Annotated in this window: 12 protein-coding genes and 1 pseudogene; 8 read left to right on the top strand and 5 right to left on the bottom strand. The window is 69.1% G+C overall.

Going from position 1 to position 18,963, the window contains the following annotated elements; genetic code table 11:
- The first annotated feature begins 320 nt into the window (after positions 1 to 320).
- Complete coding sequence (locus NOO62_RS35490; RefSeq protein WP_268774892.1) at positions 321 to 920, top strand: hypothetical protein; 600 nt, start codon at positions 321 to 323, stop codon at positions 918 to 920.
- 250 nt (positions 921 to 1,170) lie between these two features.
- On the opposite strand, the gene NOO62_RS35485 is transcribed toward NOO62_RS35490, so the two are convergent.
- The 5 genes from NOO62_RS35485 to NOO62_RS35465 all read right to left on the bottom strand — a co-directional run bounded on the left by NOO62_RS35485 (position 1,171) and on the right by NOO62_RS35465 (position 5,249).
- Positions 1,171 to 2,037, bottom strand: a complete 867-nt coding sequence (locus tag NOO62_RS35485) for an AraC family transcriptional regulator (protein WP_268774891.1) — start codon at positions 2,035 to 2,037, stop codon at positions 1,171 to 1,173.
- Between the two features lie 58 nt (positions 2,038 to 2,095).
- The gene (locus NOO62_RS35480; protein WP_268774890.1) at positions 2,096 to 2,908 is read right to left on the bottom strand and encodes a phytanoyl-CoA dioxygenase family protein; all 813 of its coding nucleotides are present in this window, start codon (positions 2,906 to 2,908) and stop codon (positions 2,096 to 2,098) included.
- Between the two features lie 109 nt (positions 2,909 to 3,017).
- Positions 3,018 to 3,152, bottom strand: a complete 135-nt coding sequence (locus tag NOO62_RS35475) for a hypothetical protein (RefSeq protein ID WP_268774889.1) — start codon at positions 3,150 to 3,152, stop codon at positions 3,018 to 3,020.
- Positions 3,122 to 3,367 carry a hypothetical protein gene (locus tag NOO62_RS35470; RefSeq protein WP_268774888.1) on the bottom strand — a complete coding sequence of 82 codons (246 nt, stop codon included), beginning with the start codon at positions 3,365 to 3,367 and terminating at the stop codon, positions 3,122 to 3,124. Before NOO62_RS35470 ends, NOO62_RS35475 begins: the two co-directional genes overlap by 31 nt.
- 487 nt (positions 3,368 to 3,854) lie before the next feature.
- A complete protein-coding gene (locus NOO62_RS35465) occupies positions 3,855 to 5,249 on the bottom strand; it encodes an MFS transporter (RefSeq protein ID WP_268774887.1) in 1,395 nt (464 codons plus the stop codon).
- A 705-nt stretch (positions 5,250 to 5,954) separates the two neighbouring features.
- Between NOO62_RS35465 and NOO62_RS35460 the strand changes: the two genes are divergently transcribed.
- The 7 genes and pseudogenes from NOO62_RS35460 (at position 5,955) to NOO62_RS35430 (ending at position 18,957) form a co-directional block, all read left to right on the top strand.
- Positions 5,955 to 7,058 carry a DNA alkylation repair protein gene (locus tag NOO62_RS35460; protein ID WP_268774886.1) on the top strand — a complete coding sequence of 368 codons (1,104 nt, stop codon included), beginning with the start codon at positions 5,955 to 5,957 and terminating at the stop codon, positions 7,056 to 7,058.
- Positions 7,059 to 8,224: 1,166 nt separating this feature from the next.
- Positions 8,225 to 10,051 (top strand): endo-1,4-beta-xylanase, encoded by a 1,827-nt coding sequence (locus NOO62_RS35455; RefSeq protein WP_268774885.1) that lies wholly within the window; start codon positions 8,225 to 8,227, stop codon positions 10,049 to 10,051.
- Between the two features lie 88 nt (positions 10,052 to 10,139).
- Complete coding sequence (locus NOO62_RS35450) at positions 10,140 to 12,971, top strand: glycoside hydrolase family 48 protein (protein WP_268774884.1); 2,832 nt, start codon at positions 10,140 to 10,142, stop codon at positions 12,969 to 12,971.
- Complete coding sequence (locus NOO62_RS35445) at positions 12,968 to 14,500, top strand: GH12 family glycosyl hydrolase domain-containing protein (protein WP_268774883.1); 1,533 nt, start codon at positions 12,968 to 12,970, stop codon at positions 14,498 to 14,500. Before NOO62_RS35450 ends, NOO62_RS35445 begins: the two co-directional genes overlap by 4 nt.
- Positions 14,501 to 14,615: 115 nt before the next feature.
- The gene (locus tag NOO62_RS35440) at positions 14,616 to 16,670 is read left to right on the top strand and encodes a glycoside hydrolase family 6 protein (protein WP_268775932.1); all 2,055 of its coding nucleotides are present in this window, start codon (positions 14,616 to 14,618) and stop codon (positions 16,668 to 16,670) included.
- A 72-nt stretch (positions 16,671 to 16,742) separates the two neighbouring features.
- Positions 16,743 to 16,844 (top strand): annotated as a pseudogene (locus NOO62_RS35435) (substrate-binding domain-containing protein); the annotation flags it as partial.
- 250 nt (positions 16,845 to 17,094) lie between these two features.
- Positions 17,095 to 18,957 carry a CASTOR/POLLUX-related putative ion channel gene (locus NOO62_RS35430; RefSeq protein WP_268774882.1) on the top strand — a complete coding sequence of 621 codons (1,863 nt, stop codon included), beginning with the start codon at positions 17,095 to 17,097 and terminating at the stop codon, positions 18,955 to 18,957.
- Positions 18,958 to 18,963 lie beyond the last annotated feature (6 nt).

Genomic DNA, 18,963 nt, shown 5'->3' with positions numbered 1-18,963 from the left:
GGTGACTTGCTCCGACCGAATTCCAAAGTTCTTGGCACTGCCCCCTGCCACCGCCAAGAAGAGCGCAACCCCATGCCGCGTTCAGGCTCAGGACTAAAAACTATCCCACCCCCCTGTATCACAGATAGGGAGCCAACGGTGGGGCATTGTTGAGGCAGCCAGAAATGTTGAATTGCAGCCAAAGTTTACCAATACAGTCGATTTAAAGACTTTTGATCAGCATTTGGGATGCCTGGCATGTTCCATCCCCCTACGTTGGAAATTGTCAGGCGGAGTATCTCTCCGCCTGAACAACCGAAGGAAGTAACACCATGCGCACCATGCGCACAGCCACTGCAAGGACCTTCCTGATTGCCACGATCGCCGTAGCCGGTCTTACCGTGACGCCCGCTCTCGCCTCCGCCCAGCCGGGGACGGGCAGCGCCCAGGCTCACAGCGCCGCCGGGGCACCCGGCAGTAACGGGGCCAACGGCGTTGGGTTCCTCGGTGGTATCGGTGGCCTCGGCGGCACCGGTGGCGCCGCGGGTGCCAATGGCAACGGAGGCAACGGCGGGCCGGGAGGCAACGCCAGCGGCGCCGCGAGCGTCGGCGGCCTGGGCGGCACGGGCGGAGCGGGCGGGGCCAACGGCAACGGCGGCATCGGCGGCTCCGGGGGCGAGGCCAAGCTCGGCGGCGCCGGTGGCCAGGGCGGCGTGGGCGGCGTCGGCAACGCCGGGGCCGGAATCAACGGCGGCAAGGGCGGCAACGGCGGTGCGGCCGTCGTCAGCGGCGGCCACACGGGCGGTACGGGCGGCGCCGGTGGCGCGGCCAGCCCGGTGTGCCCGGGTAAGCCCGGCGGCAACGGAACCGCCGCCACGATGTTCGCGAACGGCACCACCGGCGCAACAGGCGCCGCAGGCAAGACCACTCTCCCCTGCTGAACATCCCGGTGAGCGGGTCGCAGCGGCAAGAGGAGAAAACACCAGCCCGCGAACATCGCACTCCATCACTGCTGACTACTGTCAAACAGCCAACGGAGTGCCAAAGCCCGGAAAGCGCCCGGCTGCGATTTCTTAGCCGGGCGCTTTCCGTCACAGCGGTGATGCACTGACCGCTTGGGCTCGCCTTCGTTTGACGACAGGCGGGAACAATGACGCTCGCACACGTCTGCCCGTGGGAGTGCCGCTGTGTTCAGGAGCGCTCAGGCTCCATGGCCAGCCACAGTTCGACGTCGGCCTCGGTCTTCTCCGACGACAGGCCGACGCGCAGGATCTCGGGGCCGGTGCGGGTGCGGTACGGGTTCGACGGGAACCACTCGGTGAACACGTCGCGCCACAGTTCCTGGATGGCCTGTGGTGCCGGTCCGGAGGTGGCGAAGACCGCCCAGGTGCCGGCCGGGACGGCCAACGAGGTCGTGCCTTCAAGAGCGGCCGAGGAGGTGATCACGCCGTGGTAGTAGTCGAGGACAGTGCCTTCGGCACGGCTGGGGTCCACGCCGTCGCAGACCGCGACGATGCCGTGCGGCTCTTGGTCCGACACCTTCTCCAGGCGCTCCAGAGTCTGCGGATCTATTCCACGGACAAAGTCCATGATCGCCTGGTTCGGTCCCGCATGCACCAGCGGTATCTGGGTCTTGAGTCCGACGACGGTGAAGTCCGGCTTGTCCACGACGCGGTATCGCAGACTGCTGCTCCCCTCGATGGTGAGGCGGAAGGACATCCGGGACTGAGAAGTGAGTGCGGCGCCGGTACGCCGGGCCTCGCCCGGTCCGATGCCGTGCATGGCACGGAACGCCCGCGCGAATGCCTCGCCGGAGCCATAGCCATAACGCACGGCGATCTCCAGCAGCGTGGCGTGCCCCGCGAGTACTTCGGCGCCGGCGAGGGTGAGCCGGCGGCGTCGTATGTACTCCGGCAGCGGCATGCCCGCGAGCGCGGAGAACATCCGGCGCAGGTGATGCTCCGAGGTGGCCGCCACACGTGCCAACTCACCTACGTCGATGGTCTGATCCAACTGGCGCTCGATGTGCTCCATCGCCTGGTTCAGCCGCTCCAACATGCCCGTTCCCCTCCCCGTCTTTCACCACCGCCTTGCCTGTGATGGTCGTGAAACGCATCTATCGGGCGCTGTGGCCGGTGCCGTCTCCGTCCGGACCGGGGGTGGGCTGTCCCAGACCTCGCCGGATCGCGATCTCCACGGGAGAGTACGCGCCGTCGGGCCGTTCCAGTTCGTAGGGTGCGGCCGGCATCAGCGGCGGCTGGGCCATGAAGCGCGGCCGCACTCCGTGGTGTGATTGCGCCGCGTGTACCAGGAACGGGTGGCACAGGAAGACGTCGCCCGGGGACCCGGTGGCAAGGGCGAGTGGCCGGTGGTCGGAGGCCGCCACCAGGTCGGGGGCGAGGGTCAGTCCGCTCGCCCCGTCCTCCCCGTACTTCTCCAGCACCTTCGACACATCGAGATGCGAGCCGACCCGGATCCGGGTCGGGGCGTCCTGTTCACCGACCTCGCTGAACAGGAACAGCATCAGCAGCGCCCGGCCTTCGGAACGCAGATTCGTGAAGTACCAGCTCTCGCCTTCCGGCAGATAGCTCCCCTCAATGTGCCAGCCCGCGTCGCCCGGCTCCTCCTCGTGCGGGAAGCGCAGCGGGAACGTGCCCAGCGAGTAGCGCGGCTCCCAGCGCCCCTCGCCGACGAGCAGATCGTACGCGTGGTGCAGGGAAGGAGAGTTGGGTGCGGCTGCGAACGGCCCCTGCCCCGTGCCGGGCACCCAGTGCACGGGCTGCGTCCACGTCGACGGGTCGTCCGGGTCGCAGCCCGTCTCCCGCCACAGCAGCCGCGCACAGTCCGCGGCCACGCGCGGCGCGACAGCGCCCTCCAACTTCACGAAGCCGTCGCTGAGGAACCGGGATACCAAAGTCATGTCATCCATGCCCCCATCGTGCGGCGGCCCCTGCCCTGATCACCCGACATTCTCCGCACCGCCTTTGTCGGGTGATCACTCCACTGCGGCTGTGCGGCGCCCGCCGCCTGGCCACCGGTCAGGGCCGGCCTCTGATGTGGTGGGGGGGGAGTTCGTCGACGAAGTCCCCTATCAGGTGCCGCAGGGCGTCGGGCGCGTGGCCCTCGGTGAGCGGGAAGACGGTCAGGAGGAGGGCCAGCGCGGACAGCAGCATGCCGGTGAGGTCCAGGCGCTGGGCCTGCTCCCGGTGATCAGTCCCATGGCGATCGTCAGCGAGTAGCCGGCCGTGGCCCACTGGAGCGCGGCCGGTCCGGCGCCGAGGGACTTTTGGAGGGTGGGCAGGGCGGTGAGGACGATCGAGCTGTCGAGGATGTTCATGAGCTCGGCGACCAGGACCACCACGAGGGCAATCCTGGCGGCCAAGGTCATCTCGGCCGCCGCACCGGAGGGGGCGTGGGCCGAGGTCTCGGCCGGATGCTTCGCTCATGGTCGAGCGAAGGGAAAACCACGGTGGGAAGTCCTGGTTCAAAGAACCGGGGGGGGGCTTGCCATCAGCCGCAGAGGGGTCCGGGAGACACAGAAACCGGGGCAGACGGCAGAGCTGCCCCCCGGAAATCGGCAGAAAACCGCAGGGGAGGGTGACGCAACTCAGGCCGGCGCGACGTCCGCCCCCGGACACGTTCGACGACTTAGAACGTGGGAAACGCGGACGGCTACAGGGCCTGGGGGTACAAGCTCACCTCAAGATCGCGGAACGGGAAGTCCGACCTGCCACCGACGTCTCCGGCACAGGAACGTGTCGACGGTACGACACCCCGAGAGACCCGTGACCTCAGTTATTGCACCGACGCCACGTCGTGCGGCGGCCACCGGGCCCAGGTCCCGGCCGACGTCGCGGCCGGGACCTGGGGGTGACTTACCCGGCTTGGTGGTTGGCCTTCTTCGGCAGGCAGAACATCAGGGCCCACATCAGGGTGAGGAGGCCGCCGACCCACCACAGCACGGTGACGAACGCGTCACGGTTGACCGCACCGTCGGGAGAGCCGCCGGTGATGGCGAAGAACACCACGGCGGTGAGCGCTGTGCCCACCGCGATGCCCAAGTGAATGGCGGTGTTGAACAGGCCCGAGGCCGAGCCGGCGTCCTCGTGCGGGACTTTGGCCAGCGACAGGTCGGCGAGCGGGCCGGAGACCATGCCCAGGCCGAAGCCGATCAGCACCACCGGAGCGGTCATCGCCAGCAGGGTCAGGTCGGCCTGGTGGCTGCCGATCTGGAGCCCGTAGGTGACCGTCGCGGCGGTCGCGATGAGGGCTCCGGTCTGCGGCAGACGGCGGGCGAAACGCCCGGCGGTCCTCGCCGCGATGGTCGCGCCGCCCAGTTCTCCCACGGAGAGCAGCACGAAGGCCACGGCCGCCTCCAGCGGGCTCAGGCCCAGTCCGCGCTGCAGGTACAGCGTCCAGGTCATGAAGAACAGGCCACACAGCAGGCCGTGCAGCAGGTCCGCGGCCATGCCCCCGGAGAACTGCCTGCCCCGGAAGAGGGACAGGGTCACCAGCGGGCCGTTGCCCTGCCTGCGCCGCTGGTGGCGCAGGAAGACACCGAGGACAAGGACGCCGGCGGCAAGCATGGCGAAGCACCACAGCGGCCATCCGTAGGCCTGGCCCTCGGTGAGCGGGAAGAGGATCAGGACGATGGCCAGGCCGGACAGCAGCATGCCGATCAGGTCGAGCCGGTCGGCCTTGCGGATGGTCGACTCGGGGATGAACTTGCGTCCCAGGAGGAGTACGGCCAGCCCGACGGGCACGTTGACCAGGAAGATCGGCCGCCAGGACAGCCCGAACAGGTCGGCCTCGGTGAGTACGCCGCCCAGGACCGGGCCCAGGACGTTGGCGATGGCCATGACGGCCCCGTACAGGCCGAACGCCTTGCTGCGGTTCTGACCTTCGAAGGTTACGTGCATGGTCGCCAGGACCTGCGGGATCATCACGGCCACGCCGACGCCTTGGAGCAGGCGGGCGCCGATCAGCACGCCTGGGCCGGTGGCCAGACCGCACAGCAGAGAGGCGGCGGTGAACACGACGGTGCCAATGAGCAGGATCCTGCGCCGGCCGTAGATGTCACCGAGCCGTCCGCCGGTGATCAGCCCGACGGCGACGGGCAGGGAATAGGCGGTGGTCAGCCACTGCAATGCGACCGGTCCGGCGCCGGTCGACTCCTGGATCGCGGGCAGGGCGGTCAGGACGACCGACTGGTCGAGCATGTTCATCAGCTCGGCGGTCAGCAGCACCAGCAGGGCGATCCAGGCCCCCATGGCCATCTTCGAGGGTCCAGACGATGGGTGGGTCGAGGACTGGGTGGTGGTGTGCTCTGGCGCGTTGCCGAGCGCGGAGGAAGACAAAACGGGAACTCCTGATCCAAAGGAATCGGGGAGCCCTGCCGACAGCCGCACCGGGGCCGGAAAACACGGAACCCGGGGCAGACGGCAGAGCTGCACCCGGGAAGAAAACTGCGGGGATGGGTGACGAAACTCAGACCAGCGCGACGTCCGCCCCCGGACACGTGCGACAACACAGCACGCGGGGAACACGGACGACTACATGGCCTGGTTAATAAGACGTCACCCCAAGATCGACACAGAAGGAACAGGAAGTCCGGTCACTGCCACCGAAATCTCGGCGCAGGAACTCGAACACACTACAACACCCCCACGCCACGCCGCACACCAGAATGGACCCGCCCCTGCCTGGCCGCGACGCTCAGCCTCCACTTTCGGAAACGGTCCTCTGTCCGAGCCCGGCAGGCTGCGCGCAGAGGGGCGTCGTCGCAGCTCAGAGCGGTTGAGGCACCGGCCGGGTGTCAGTGGTCCGTGGCAGACTCGAAATCATGATGCCCCGGTCGAGATTCACACCCCTCCCGAACGAACAGGGAAAGCGCATCGAGCCCCTCCGCCCGCCCGCCGAGAGCCGTACGGGGCAAGCGGCCGGGGGCTTCGACATGACTGTGGGCGGGCGTTAAGATGGCCGGTTTCAAGGATGAACTGTCGCCGGGGCTCATCGGACGTCTCGCAGGTGACCTCGCGGGTGCCTCGGCCTCTTTCGACCGGACGGCGTTCGAGCAGCTCGCGGGCACCGGTATCGGTGACCTGGAGCTGAAGGCCCGTATCGACTGGATCGCCCGTGCTCTCGTGGCGACGATGCCGACGTCCCCCGAGGAAGCGGGCCGGGTGATCCGGGGTGCCCTCGACAGCGGGGGCCTCATGGGGTGGGCTTCCATGCCCGTCAACGCCTACCTCGCCTCGGCGCTGCTGGACCGGCCCGATGTCGCGCTGCCGCTGCTGGCCGCGCTCACTTCCCGCTACACCGCCGAGTTCGCCATCCGCCCGTTCACCGAAGCCCATTACGAGATCACGATGGACCAGCTCAGGGCGTGGACCACCGACCCGGACGAACACGTTCGGCGGCTCGTCTCGGAGGGCACCCGCCCACGGCTGCCCTGGGCGTCACAGCTCTCGCGGTTCGTCGCCGACCCCGCTCCCGCGCTGGCGCTCCTGGAGCCTCTCGTCAACGACGAGTCCCTCTACGTGCGCCGTTCCGTGGCGAACCACCTCAACGACATCAGCAAGGACCACCCCGACCTCGTCCTCGTCACCGCCCGGCGATGGCTTTGCGGCAGCACGCAGGGCGATTTCGTCGTACGCCACGGCCTGCGGACACTCGTCAAACGAGGGCACCCGCAGGCTCTCGCGGTTCTCGGGTTCGATCACCACGCTCCGATCGCGATCACGGACCTCGCCTGCTCGCCCTCCACCCTCTCCATCGGGGAGGCGACCACCGTCACCTTCACGCTGCACGCCACCGACGCGACGCGAGCGGCGATCGACTACATAGTCCACTACCAAGGGATTCGCGGCCCCAAAGCGGGCAAGGTGTTCAAACTGACCACCCGGGACCTCCCCGCAGGCCAGGCGGTCTCCTTCTCACGCCGGCACCGGTTCGCGAGCCTCTCGGTCCGCACGATCCACCCCGGCCCGCACCGCATCGAGGTCCAGGCCCACGGACGCGTCCTCGGCGCGACCGAGGTCCACATCACCGCCGCCGAAACATCGCAAGGCCCAGCCTGAGCCTGCTGAACAATGGGGTCGGGGGAGATAGCGAAGAGCTTCGCCATCGAGGCGACGCTGTTCTCCGGGCGGGCGAGCAAGTCGCGGACATCGCCGCGAGTGCGGATCTGTTCATAGAACTGATTCTTGAGGTCAGTGTGGCGTTGGGTAAGGGCGTTTCGGGGGACGTCGGCCTCGATGGCGAGGGCGACGACGGTCAGGGCTCCGTTGGAGCGCTCCGGGCAGCCGGTGAAGATGCGGTGGCTGGCTGCGAGGATGCGGTCGCGTTCATCAGAGGCGGGTGTCACGAGCCGGTCTCCTGGCGAAGGGTGATGCAGGTGCGCTCGTGTTCGGCTGCTGCGGACCGCAGGGTACTGCGGGTCGGTGAGGGGGCCAGGGGCATCGACGCCTTCGCGGGCCCACGGTGGCGTCGCGATGCCCAGTGGAACGGGGCTGATCGTGTCGAACGCCCAGAGACGGGTCAGGCAGCCCAGCTTCTTGGCCAAGGACTCGCGGGCGGCTCCGGGCGGCGTGGCGAGGCGCCGTGCGTAGTCGGCAAGGGATGCTTCCGGGCAGCGGGCGAGCGTGCTCGTTCCGGTCGCCTCCGGCCAGGTCGCGAAGTGGCGCCATTCCATGATTGCGGCGTAGAGCATCGGTGCGCACACCCGGGAGTGCCAGGCGGGCCTGCCGACCAGGAACACCGACGGCAAAGGTTGGTTGATCATCGCCCAGGCCACCAGGCGCAGTTCTTCGCGGGTGCGGAGCGGGAAACTGGCCCAGTCGATGCGTTTGCGCGTCGCACTCGGGTTGGCGACCAGCGGGTCCAGGGGCCAGAGCTGGTCACCATAGGCCGCGACCGGGCCGGCGTAGTCGGCGACCCGGACCGCAGGCGTGATCACAGGCGCGGTTGTCGTCCGGATGCGGTTGCGCTGGTCCTTGTCGGCGGAGGGCAGCCAGAGCCCGAGCTGTCGTCATTTTCGTCAGTCGCTCCGCAAGTTTCGACGCAACTCCTTGACAGGTACACCTCGCTACAGCACTTTGGGAGCGCTCCCACAACTTCAAGACTTGCACTATCTCCCACCAGAGTCGCGGGGAGGAGACGGAGCGCCGTGACCGGTTGGGCCCCCGTCGCAGGGCTTCGGTGACACCCGAGCATCCCCCTCCCGCATTCGGAGAGAGGAACCAGCATGACGCTGGCGCCCATAGCCCCCGCCCGAAGACGGGCGTCTCGGAGCGTCGCCGCCCTGATCGCCACCCTCGCCCTCGCGGCGGCCGCGATCGGGCTCACGCCTTCGCCGACGTCCGCGGCCGAGCCGCCGACGCTGCATCAGCTCGCCGACGCCAAGGGCAGGTACTTCGGCTCGGCGACCGACAACGGGGAACTGTCCGACGCCCCGTACACCCAGATCCTGGGTTCCCAGTTCGGGCCGATCACCCCCGGCAACTCCATGAAGTGGGACAGCACCGAGCGCGCCCAGGGGCAGTTCAGCTTCTCGGGCGGCGACCAGATCGTGGACTTCGCCCGGGCGCACGGCCAGAGCGTTCGCGGCCACACCCTGGTGTGGCACAGCCAGTTGCCCGGCTGGGTGGGGCAGCTGCCCGCCTCGCAGGTGCGCCCCGCCATGGAGAACCACATCGCCGAGGTCGCTGGCCACTACCGCGGCAAGGTGTTCGCCTGGGACGTCGTCAACGAGCCCTTCAACGAGGACGGCAGCTTCCGCAACTCGCCGTTCCACAACGCCATGGGCAAGGATTTCATCGCCCACGCCCTGCGCGCCGCCCGGGCCGCCGACCCCGACGCCAAGCTGTACATCAACGACTACAACGTCGAGGGGATCGGCGCGAAGAGCGACGCCCTCTACGCCCTCGCCCGCGACCTGAAGGCGGCAGGCGTGCCGCTCGACGGTGTCGGGCTGCAGGCGCATCTGGCGATCCAGTACGGATTCCCGAACCAGATGGAGCAGAACATCAGGCGCTTCGCCGACCTCGGCCTCGACGTGGCCATCACCGAGCTCGACGTGCGGATGCGGTTGCCGAAGGACTCGGCGAAGGAGGCCACCCAGGCCGACTACTACCGCCGGGTCACCGAGGTCTGCCTGGCCGTCACCCGGTGCGTCGGGATCACGGTCTGGGACTACACCGACAAGTACTCCTGGGTCCCCGGCGTCTTCGACGGCGAGGGCTCGGCCCTGCCGTGGGACGGCAACCTGCAGCCCAAGCCCGTCGTCATGGACGCGATCCGCAAGGCCCTCGGCGACACCGGTACGGTCGACACCCAGGCCCCGAGTGTGCCGTCGGGGCTGCGGGTGACCGGCACCACCTCGGCCTCCGCCTCCCTGACGTGGGACGCCGCCACCGACGACACGGGTGTCACGGGGTACGACGTCCACCGCGGCGGCACGAAGGTGGGGACGGTCTCCGGTACGTCTTTCACCGACAGCGGACTCGCCGCCTCCACCGCGTACGCCTACACGGTGCGGGCCCGCGACGCCGCCGGGAACGTCTCGGCGCAGTCCGCCCCGGTGAGCGCGACGACGCAGCCGGCGGGCACGGGCGACGGCGCCCTGAAGGTCCAGTACAAGAACAACGACCAGTCCGCCGGCGACAACTCGATCAAGTCCGGGCTGCAGCTGGTCAACACCGGTGACTCGGCCGTCGATCTCTCCGAGGTGACCGTCCGCTACTACTTCAGCAGCGGGTCCGGCGCCACGACGTACAGCACTTGGTGCGACTGGGCGGTGCTCGGCTGCGGGAAGCTCACGCACCGGGTCGTCGCGATGAGCAGCCCGAAGGCCGGCGCCGACCACTACCTGGAGGTGGGCTTCGCCGCCACGGCGGGCAGCCTCGCCCCGAGGGCCTCGAGCGGCGAGGCACAACTGCGGTTCAACAAGAGCGACTGGTCGAACTTCAGCGAGGCCGACGACTACAGCCGCGGTACGAACGCCTCCTTCGCGGATGCGCCGAAGATCACCGTTCACCTCGACGGCCGGACGGTCTACGGCACCACCCCCTGAACCGCGGTCCGGGCGGCCGGTCCCGCCCGCCCGGACCGTTCCGGCGGCACCACCACCACTCCCACCCGGACCCCCTCTTGGAGGACCTGTGTCCGCACACCCCGAAGTGCCCGAAAAGTCCGACAGATCCGCGTTACTCTCCCGGCGTTCCTTCGTCGGCGTAGCCGGCGGCGCGCTCGTCGCCCTCGGCGCCGGGCAGGCGTTCGCCCAGGCCGCCGAGGCCCCGGCCGGGTCCGCCGCACAAGCGGCCGCCGCCGCCGACGGCCCCTACACGGAGGCCTTCCTCACTCAGTACAACAAGATCAAGAGCCCGGACAGCGGCTACTTCAGCCCGGACGGCATCCCGTACCACTGCGCCGAGACCCTGATCGTCGAGGCTCCCGACCACGGCCACCAGACGACCTCCGAGGCGTTCAGCTTCTGGATCTGGCTGGAGGCGGCGTACGGCCGGGTCACCGGCGACTGGGCCCCGTTCAACAAGTCCTGGGAGGTCGCCGAGGCCTCGATCATCCCGCCGCACATCGACCAGCCCACCAACGACTCGTACACCCCCTCCAAGCCCGCCACCTACGCGCCCGAGCACCCGCAGGTCACCAGCTACCCGTCCGAGCTGAACTCCTCCGTCTCCGTCGGCTCCGACCCCATCGCCGCCGAACTCGCCTCCGCGTACGGGACGATGGACGTCTACGGCATGCACTGGCTGATGGACCTCGACAACGTCTACGGCTTCGGCAACAAGCCCGGCACCGGCGACGAGCTCGGCCCCGGCAAGATGGCGTCGTTCATCAACAGCTACCAGCGCGGCGCGCAGGAGTCGGTCTGGGAGACCATCCCGCAGCCCAGCACCGACCTCTTCAAGTACGGCGGCCCCAACGGCTACCTAGACCTCTTCGTCAAGGACTCCTCGTACGCGAAGCAGTGGAAGTACACCAACGCCCCCGACGCCGACGCGCGCGCCGTGCAGGCCGCGTACTGGGCGCTGACGTGGGCCACGGCGCAGGGCAAGGCGAGCCAGGTCTCCTCCTCCGTGGCCAAGGCCGCGAAGATGGGCGACTACCTGCGCTACTCGATGTTCGACAAGTACTTCAAGAAAATCGGCGACTGCACCAGCCCCACGGGCTGCCAGGCCGCCTCCGGCCGCGACGCGCAGCACTACCTGCTGTCCTGGTACTACGCCTGGGGCGGCTCCGCGGGCACCGGCGGCGGCTGGGCCTGGCGCATCGGCGACGGCATCGCCCACCAGGGCTACCAGAACCCCCTCGCCGCCTGGGCACTGTCCACCATCCCCGCCCTCACCCCCAAGTCACCGACTGCGAAAGGTGACTGGCAGAAGTCGCTCACCCGGCAGCTTGAGTTCCTGCGCTGGCTGCAGTCCTCCGAGGGCGGGCTCGCCGGCGGCTGCTCCAACAGCTGGGACGGCCAGTACGGCACCCCGCCGGCCGGCACACCGACCTTCTACGGCATGGCGTACGACTGGCAGCCCGTCTACCACGACCCGCCGAGCAACAACTGGTTCGGCTTCCAGGTCTGGTGCATGGAGCGCGTAGCCCAGTACTACTACGTCACCAACAACGCGACCGCCAAGGCAATCCTCGACAAGTGGGTGGCCTGGGCCTCCGCGGAGACCACCGTCGGCGCCGACGGCAGCTACCGCTTCCCCGCCACCCTGCGCTGGACCGGCGCCCCCGACACCTGGAGCGCCACGAACCCCGGTGCCAACACCGGCCTGCACGTATCGGTCGTCGACTACGGCGACGACGTCGGCGTGGGCGCGGCGCTGTCCATGACGCTGATCCATTACGCCGCGAAGTCCGGGGACGCCGACGCCGCCGGACTCGCCAAGTCCCTGCTCGATGCCATGGCCGAGCACGCCGACGCCAAGGGCATCGCCGTCCCCGAGACCCGCCGCGACTACGACCGCTTCGACGACCCGGTGTACTTCCCGGCGGGCTGGTCCGGCACCTCCCCGCAGGGCGTGAGGCTGGGCTCCGGCACGACCTTCATCGGGATGCGGCCGTGGCTCAAACAGGAGCCGGGCTGGTCGAAGGTGCAGACGTACCTCGACGGCGGCGCCCCGCCGGTCTTCACGTACCACCGCTTCTGGGCGCAGGCGGCGCTGGCGCTCTCCTTCGCCTCGTACGCCGAGCTCCTCGGCGACGAGGGCGGCCCCGGCGGCGGCGACACCACCGCGCCGACCGTCCCGACCGGCCTGAAGGTGACGGCGACGACGGGCACCAGCGTGTCGCTGAGCTGGACGGCGTCCACCGACGACACGGGCGTCGCGGCGTACGACGTCTACCGCGACGGCACTCCGGTCGGCACCCCTACGGCGACCACCTACACCGACACCGGGCTCTCCGCCTCCACCGCATACCACTACCGGGTCGCCGCCCGCGACGCCGCGGGCAACGCCTCCGCACTGTCCGCCGAGGTCACCGGCACCACCAAGGCCGGTGGCGGTACGGGCGGGGCCAAGGTCCAGTACAAGAGCACCGACTCCAATGCCACCGACAACGCCATCCGTATGTCCCTGAAGGTCGGCAATACCGGCGGCGGCGCGCTCAGCCTCTCCACGGTGACCATCCGCTACTACTTCACCGGCGACGGCGGCCCGTCCACGTACGGCACCTGGTGCGACTGGGCGATGCTCGGCGCCGCCAACATCACCCACCGGGTGGTCGCCATGAGCAGCCCGAAGACCGGCGCGGACCACTACCTGGAGGTCGGCTTCAGCGCCGGCGCGGGCAGCGTCGCCGCGGGCGGCGACTCCGGCGAGATACAGCTGCGCGTGCACAAGAGCAACTGGTCGAACTTCAACGAGGCCGACGACTACAGCCGCGGCACCAACGCGTCGTTCGCGGACGCCTCCAAGATCACCGCGTACGTCGGCGGCGGGCTCGTCTGGGGAACGGCGCCATGACGGGACGACACCTGCGCGGCGCCCTCGCCGCCACCGCCGCGGGCATCCTGCTCGCCGGGCTCGCGCTGTTCACCGGCGCGGGCCCGGCGGCGGCCGCGCCGGTCACCGACTGCACCCAGTGGGGCACCACCGAGATGCAGGGCGGCGCGTACACGTACCAGCAGAACGAGTGGAACTCCTCGGCCCGCCAGTGCGTCAGCGTGGACACCACGAACGGAGCCTGGAAGCTGACCGAGGCGAACTTCTCGCTCACCACGGCGGGGCCGCCCGCCACCTACCCGTCCAGTTACAAGGGCTGCCACTGGGGCGCGTGCACCGCGAACAGCGGCCTGCCGATCCGGGTGAGCGAGCTGGGCAGCGCCCGGTCGACGTTCGACACCGCGCAGGTCGCCTCCGGTGCCTGGAACGCCGCGTACGACCTGTGGTTCAACTCCGCGCCCACCACCGACGACCAGCCGGACGGCACCGAGTTGATGATCTGGATCAACCACCGCGGCGGCGTCCAGCCGATCGGCTCCCGTACGGCGACGATCAACTCGGACGGCCGGACGTGGGACGTGTGGACCGGTCCCGGCGCCTCCGGATGGAAGGTCATCTCGTACGTGTTGCAGGGCGGCGCCGCCGCGGTGACCGACCTCGACGTGAAGCGCCTCGTCGACGACGCCACCGCACGCGGCCAGATCAACCCCGCGCACTACCTGATCGACGCCGAGGCAGGCTTCGAGATCTGGCAGGGCGGCCAGGGACTCGGCGTGAACTCCTTCTCGTTCGACGCCGGCAAGGGCTCGGGCGGCGGGGACACCACGCCGCCGACCGCGCCCCGCAACCCGCGGTCCACCGGGGCGAGTTCGTCGTCCGCCTCGCTGGCCTGGGACCCCGCCACGGACGACGTCGGCGTCACGTCGTACGACGTCTACCGCGGCGGCACGCGCGTCGGCTCCACCGGCGGCACGACGTACACCGACACCGGGCTGACGGCGTCCACCGCGTACAGCTACACCGTGCGCGCCCGGGACGCGGCCGGGAATGTCTCGCCGCCCACCGGTCCGGTGAGCGTCACCACTGAGCCCGGCGGCGGGACCGGCACCGGCAATCTGAAGGTGCAGTACAAGACGAGCGATACGAGCGTCACGGACAACGCCATCGGGATGAACCTGAAGTTGGTCAACACCGGCAGCAGTACGCAGAGCCTCAAGGACGTCGAGATCCGCTACTGGTTCGACGACTCGGCCCCCTCGTACACCACATGGTGCGACTGGGCGCAGATCGGCTGCTCGACCCTCACCCACTCGGTGTCGACGAACGGCACGACCACCGGGGCCAACCGCTACCTGAAGGTCAACGTCACCGACGGCACACTCGCCGCGGGCGCCTCGACCGGCGACATCCAACTACGCCTGCACCGCAGCGACTGGTCGAACCTCAACGAGGCCGACGACTACAGCCACGGCACCGCCAGTACATACACCGACGCACCGAAGATCGGCGTCTACTCCGACGGCCAGCTCCTGTGGGGCACCGCGCCCTGATCAACCCCCGGACACCCTTATCCGAGAGGAACACCACGCAACGATGAACACCACTCTGCACCTCAGACGCAAGAGTCGCTTCAGGAGGCTCGCGGCGCTGCTGCCGACGCTCGCCATGGGCGCCGCGCTCAGCGTCGCGCTGCCCACCGCACCGGCCTCGGCGGCCGCGGCGGCCCGCGTCGACAACCCGTACGTGGGCGCCAAGCCGTACGTCAACCCCGACTGGTCCGCCAAGGCGAAGGCCGAGCCCGGCGGCTCCGTCATCGCCGACCAGCCCAGCTTCGTCTGGATGGACCGGATCGCCGCGATCACCGGCACCTCCAACGGCCGTGGCCTGCGCGCCCACCTCGACACCGCGCTGACGCAGGGCGCCACACTCTTCCAGGTCGTCATCTACGACCTGCCGGGCCGCGACTGCGCCGCGCTCGCCTCCAACGGCGAGCTGAAGGCGGAGGAACTCGGCCGGTACAAGTCGGAGTACATCGACCCGATCGCGGCGATCCTCGCCGACCCGAAGTACGCGGCACTGCGGATCTCCGCGCTGATCGAACCGGACTCGCTGCCCAACATGGTCACCAACGCGGGCAGCGCCGCCGGCGCCACGGAGGCCTGTCGGCACGTGAAGGAGCTGGGGTCGTACGAAAAGGGCGTCGGCTACGCGCTGAACAAGCTCGGCGACATCCCCAATGTCTACAACTACATCGACGCGGGACACCACGGCTGGCTCGGCTGGGACACCAACTTCGACCCGGCGGTGGACCAGTTCAAGAAGGCCGCCACCTCCGAGGGCGCGACGGTCGACGACGTCGCCGGCTTCATCGTCAACACCGCCAACTACGGCGCGCTGAAGGAGGCGAACTTCAAGGTCACCGATTCGGTGAACGGCACCACCGTGCGCCAGGCCAAGTGGGTCGACTGGAACTACTACGTCGACGAGCTGTCCTTCGCCCAGGCGCTGCGCGACCGCCTGGTCAGCCGCGGCGGCTTCGATCCCGGCCTCGGCATGCTCATCGACACCGCCCGCAACGGCTGGGGCGGCACCGCACGGCCCACAGGACCCGGCCCGCAGACCTCCGTCGATGCCTACGTCGACGGCGGCAGGGTGGACCGCCGCATCCACACCGGCAACTGGTGCAACCAGCAGGGAGCCGGAGTCGGCGAACGCCCGCGGACCGCGCCCGAGCCGGGCATCGACGCGTACGTGTGGGCCAAGCCCCCGGGCGAGTCGGACGGCAACAGCCAGCCCATCGACAACGACGAGGGCAAGGGCTTCGACCGGATGTGCGACCCGACCTACGAGGGCAACGCACGCAACGGCAACAATCCGACCGGTGCCATGGCCAACGCTCCGCTGGCCGGCCGCTGGTTCTCCGCACAGTTCCAGATGCTGCTGACCAACGCCTACCCGCCGCTGAACGGCGGCGGCGACCCGGGCCCCGACACCGAGGCGCCGAGTGTCCCGGCGGGCCTGAAGACGACGGGCGCCACCTCGTCGTCGGTGTCGCTGTCCTGGACCGCCTCGACGGACAACGTGGGCGTCGCGTCGTACGACGTGTACCGCGACGGGACCCTCGTCGGCTCCACCGGCGGCACGACGTACACCGACAGCTCTCTGACCGCCTCGACCACCTACCAGTACAAGGTGCGGGCGCGGGACGCCGCCGGGAACGCCTCGGCCCAGTCCGCGCAGGTCACCGGCACGACGACTTCGGGGGGTGGGCCGGGCACCGGCAATCTGAAGGTGCAGTACAAGACGAGCGATACGAGCGTCGCAGACAACGCCATCGGGATGAATCTGAAGTTGGTCAACACCGGCAGCAGTACGCAGAGCCTCAAGGACGTCGAGATCCGCTACTGGTTCGACGACTCGGCCCCCTCGTACACCACATGGTGCGACTGGGCGCAGATCGGCTGCTCGACCCTCACCCACTCGGTGTCGACGAACGGCACGACCACCGGGGCCAACCGCTACCTGAAGGTCAACGTCACCGACGGCACACTCGCCGCGGGCGCCTCGACCGGCGACATCCAACTGCGGCTGCACCGCAGCGACTGGTCGAACCTCAACGAGGCCGACGACTACAGCCACGGCACCGCCAGCGCATACACCGACGCACCGAAGATCGGCGTCTACTCCGACGGCCAGCTCCTGTGGGGCACCGCCCCATAACCCGCAAGGCCTGACGCACGTACGGCATGACGCGCCCCCGGTGCCCTTCCGCCCCGGGGGCGCGAGGGCGGCCAGGCCGGGCTGCGCGTACCGCGGGACCTGAGCGTGGTCGGCTTCGACGTCATGCCGGTCACGGTCCGGGCCGATCCCCCGCTGACGACGGTGCGTCAGCCGAGCCGGGCACGGATTCTCCGTGAACGATGGCGAGTAGCCGACTTGCCTGACGGCACGCTTCGCCCGCGTGGGGCGGATGGATGAACGAAGTGGTCTGACCGGGGGATCGTGCCCACGCCGAATGATCAAGCTGCATGCTGGGGCGCAAGCTGAGCTGAGCCCGGGTGGCGGAAGGGATGCGGGCCGGGGCCGAGGTCGAGGGCGAGGGGCGACGTTGCTTCAGCGGGTGCGGTACAGGTTCGACAATGTCATGGCGCGCGGGACACCGGCACTCATCGGCGTACTGGCCGTTGCCTGCGGTGCACTCGTGTTGCTCAACGGGGCGCTGCTGTTGCTGCTCGCTCCGGCGGGTGTGCTTTCGGAGAGTGGAGGGTCGTGGCTGTGGTCCGGTTTCCTGCGGGTCATCAGCCCAACGGTGATCACCAAGGACAGAGGGCCTGCTCCGTTCCTGACCGCTGCGACGCTGATGGCCTTCGGCGGGATCTTTCTGATGAGCACGCTGATCCCGGTGATCAGCGCGGGGCTCCAGAACCAGCTGGCCCGCTTGCGCCGCGGCCGTTCGGTCGTGGTCGAGAGCGGGCACACGGTCGTGCTGGGCTGGTCGCCCCATGTCCATAGCGTGCTCTCCGAGTTGGTGGAGGCCAACCGCAACCAGCGCCGTGCCTGCGTGACCATCCTCGCGGAGAAGGACCGTCCGGAGATGGAGGCCGCGATCCGGGAACGGGTGGGGCGTACCGCCACCACCAGGGTCGTGTGCCGCAGCGGTGACCCCACCGACCCGGTCGACATCGCGATCGTCAGTCCTTCGAGCGCACGCTCGATCATCGTGATCCCGCCGGAGGGCGAGGATCCTGATATCGCGGTCATCAAGTCGTTGCTGGCCGTGGACAGTTGTCGGGAATCTCGGGGGCGGGGCGGGGAGAGCGCACCGGTGATCGTGGCCAGCGTCCAGGAGGCGCAGAACCTGTCCGTGGCGCGACTGGCCGGTGGTGCCACCTGTCACGTCATCAGCGCTCAGGGGTTCATCTCCCGGTTGATGGTGCAGATGAGCCTCCAGTGCGGGCTGTCCGCGGTCTATACCGGCCTGTTGGACTTCGAAGGCGATGAGATCTATATGCAGCCGCAGCCCGAGCTGGTCGGACGGACCTTCGGTGAGACGCTGGCGGCCTACCGGACCTCGTGCGTGATCGGGTTGATGGACGCGTCCGGCCGCGTACGGCTCAACCCCCGCCACGACACAGTGCTCCGCGCGCAGGACCAGATCGTTGCCATCAGCGAGGACGACGACACCGTGCTGCTGTCCGAAACGGTGCCCGTCGTCGACGAGACGGCGATCGCGCCACCCGATGTCCCCGAGCGTCCGGGCCGCCGGGTACTGATGGTGGGCTGGAGTCGGCACGCGCCCGACGTCGTCCGCCAGCTCCGGACGCAGCTGCCTGCCGGGTCCCGGGTGGACGTGATCGCCGATACAGACCTCACCGGCGCCGAGAGAATGCTGGCGAGCGAGGACGACGGTGTCCCGGAGGTGTCCTTTCGCCAGGCCGACACCACCCGCCGGGACGTGCTGGAGTCGGCCGATCTCGGGGCCTACGACCACGTCATGGTCATCTGCCCGAATGAGCGGGACCCCCGCGGCTCCGACGCCCGCACCCTCACCACCCTGCTGAAGCTGCGCGATCTGGCCGCCCGGCACTCCTACGACTTCTCCCTGGCCACGGAGATCGCCGACGACCGCAACCGCGCTCTGGTCCGGGCGGCGAAGGCGGACGACTTCATCGTGAGCAGCGAGCTGGTCAGCCTGTGCCTTGCCCAGCTCTCCGAGAACCCCCAGCTGAGTCAGATCTTCGACGAGCTGTTCGGACCGCAGGGCGTCCAGATCAGCCTGCGCCCCGCGGTCGGCTATGTACGGGCCGGGGCGGACACCGACTTCTACACGGTGACCGCCGCGGCTGCCCGGTGCGGTGAGATCGCCATCGGCCACCGCATCCACGACCGGGCCCAACTGCCGCCCGACTACGGGGTCCTGATCAACCCCGACAAGGCGGATCGCGTCAGCTACACCGAGTACGACCAGATCATCATCCTGTCGGCAGGCACACACGGCGAACCCTGAGCGCGG

The sequence above is a fragment of the Streptomyces sp. Je 1-369 genome, from assembly GCF_026810505.1.
Taxonomy (GTDB): Bacteria; Actinomycetota; Actinomycetes; order Streptomycetales; family Streptomycetaceae; genus Streptomyces.
Note: the sequence above shows the minus strand (reverse complement) of the source record. Positions and strands in the feature narration are given on the sequence as shown.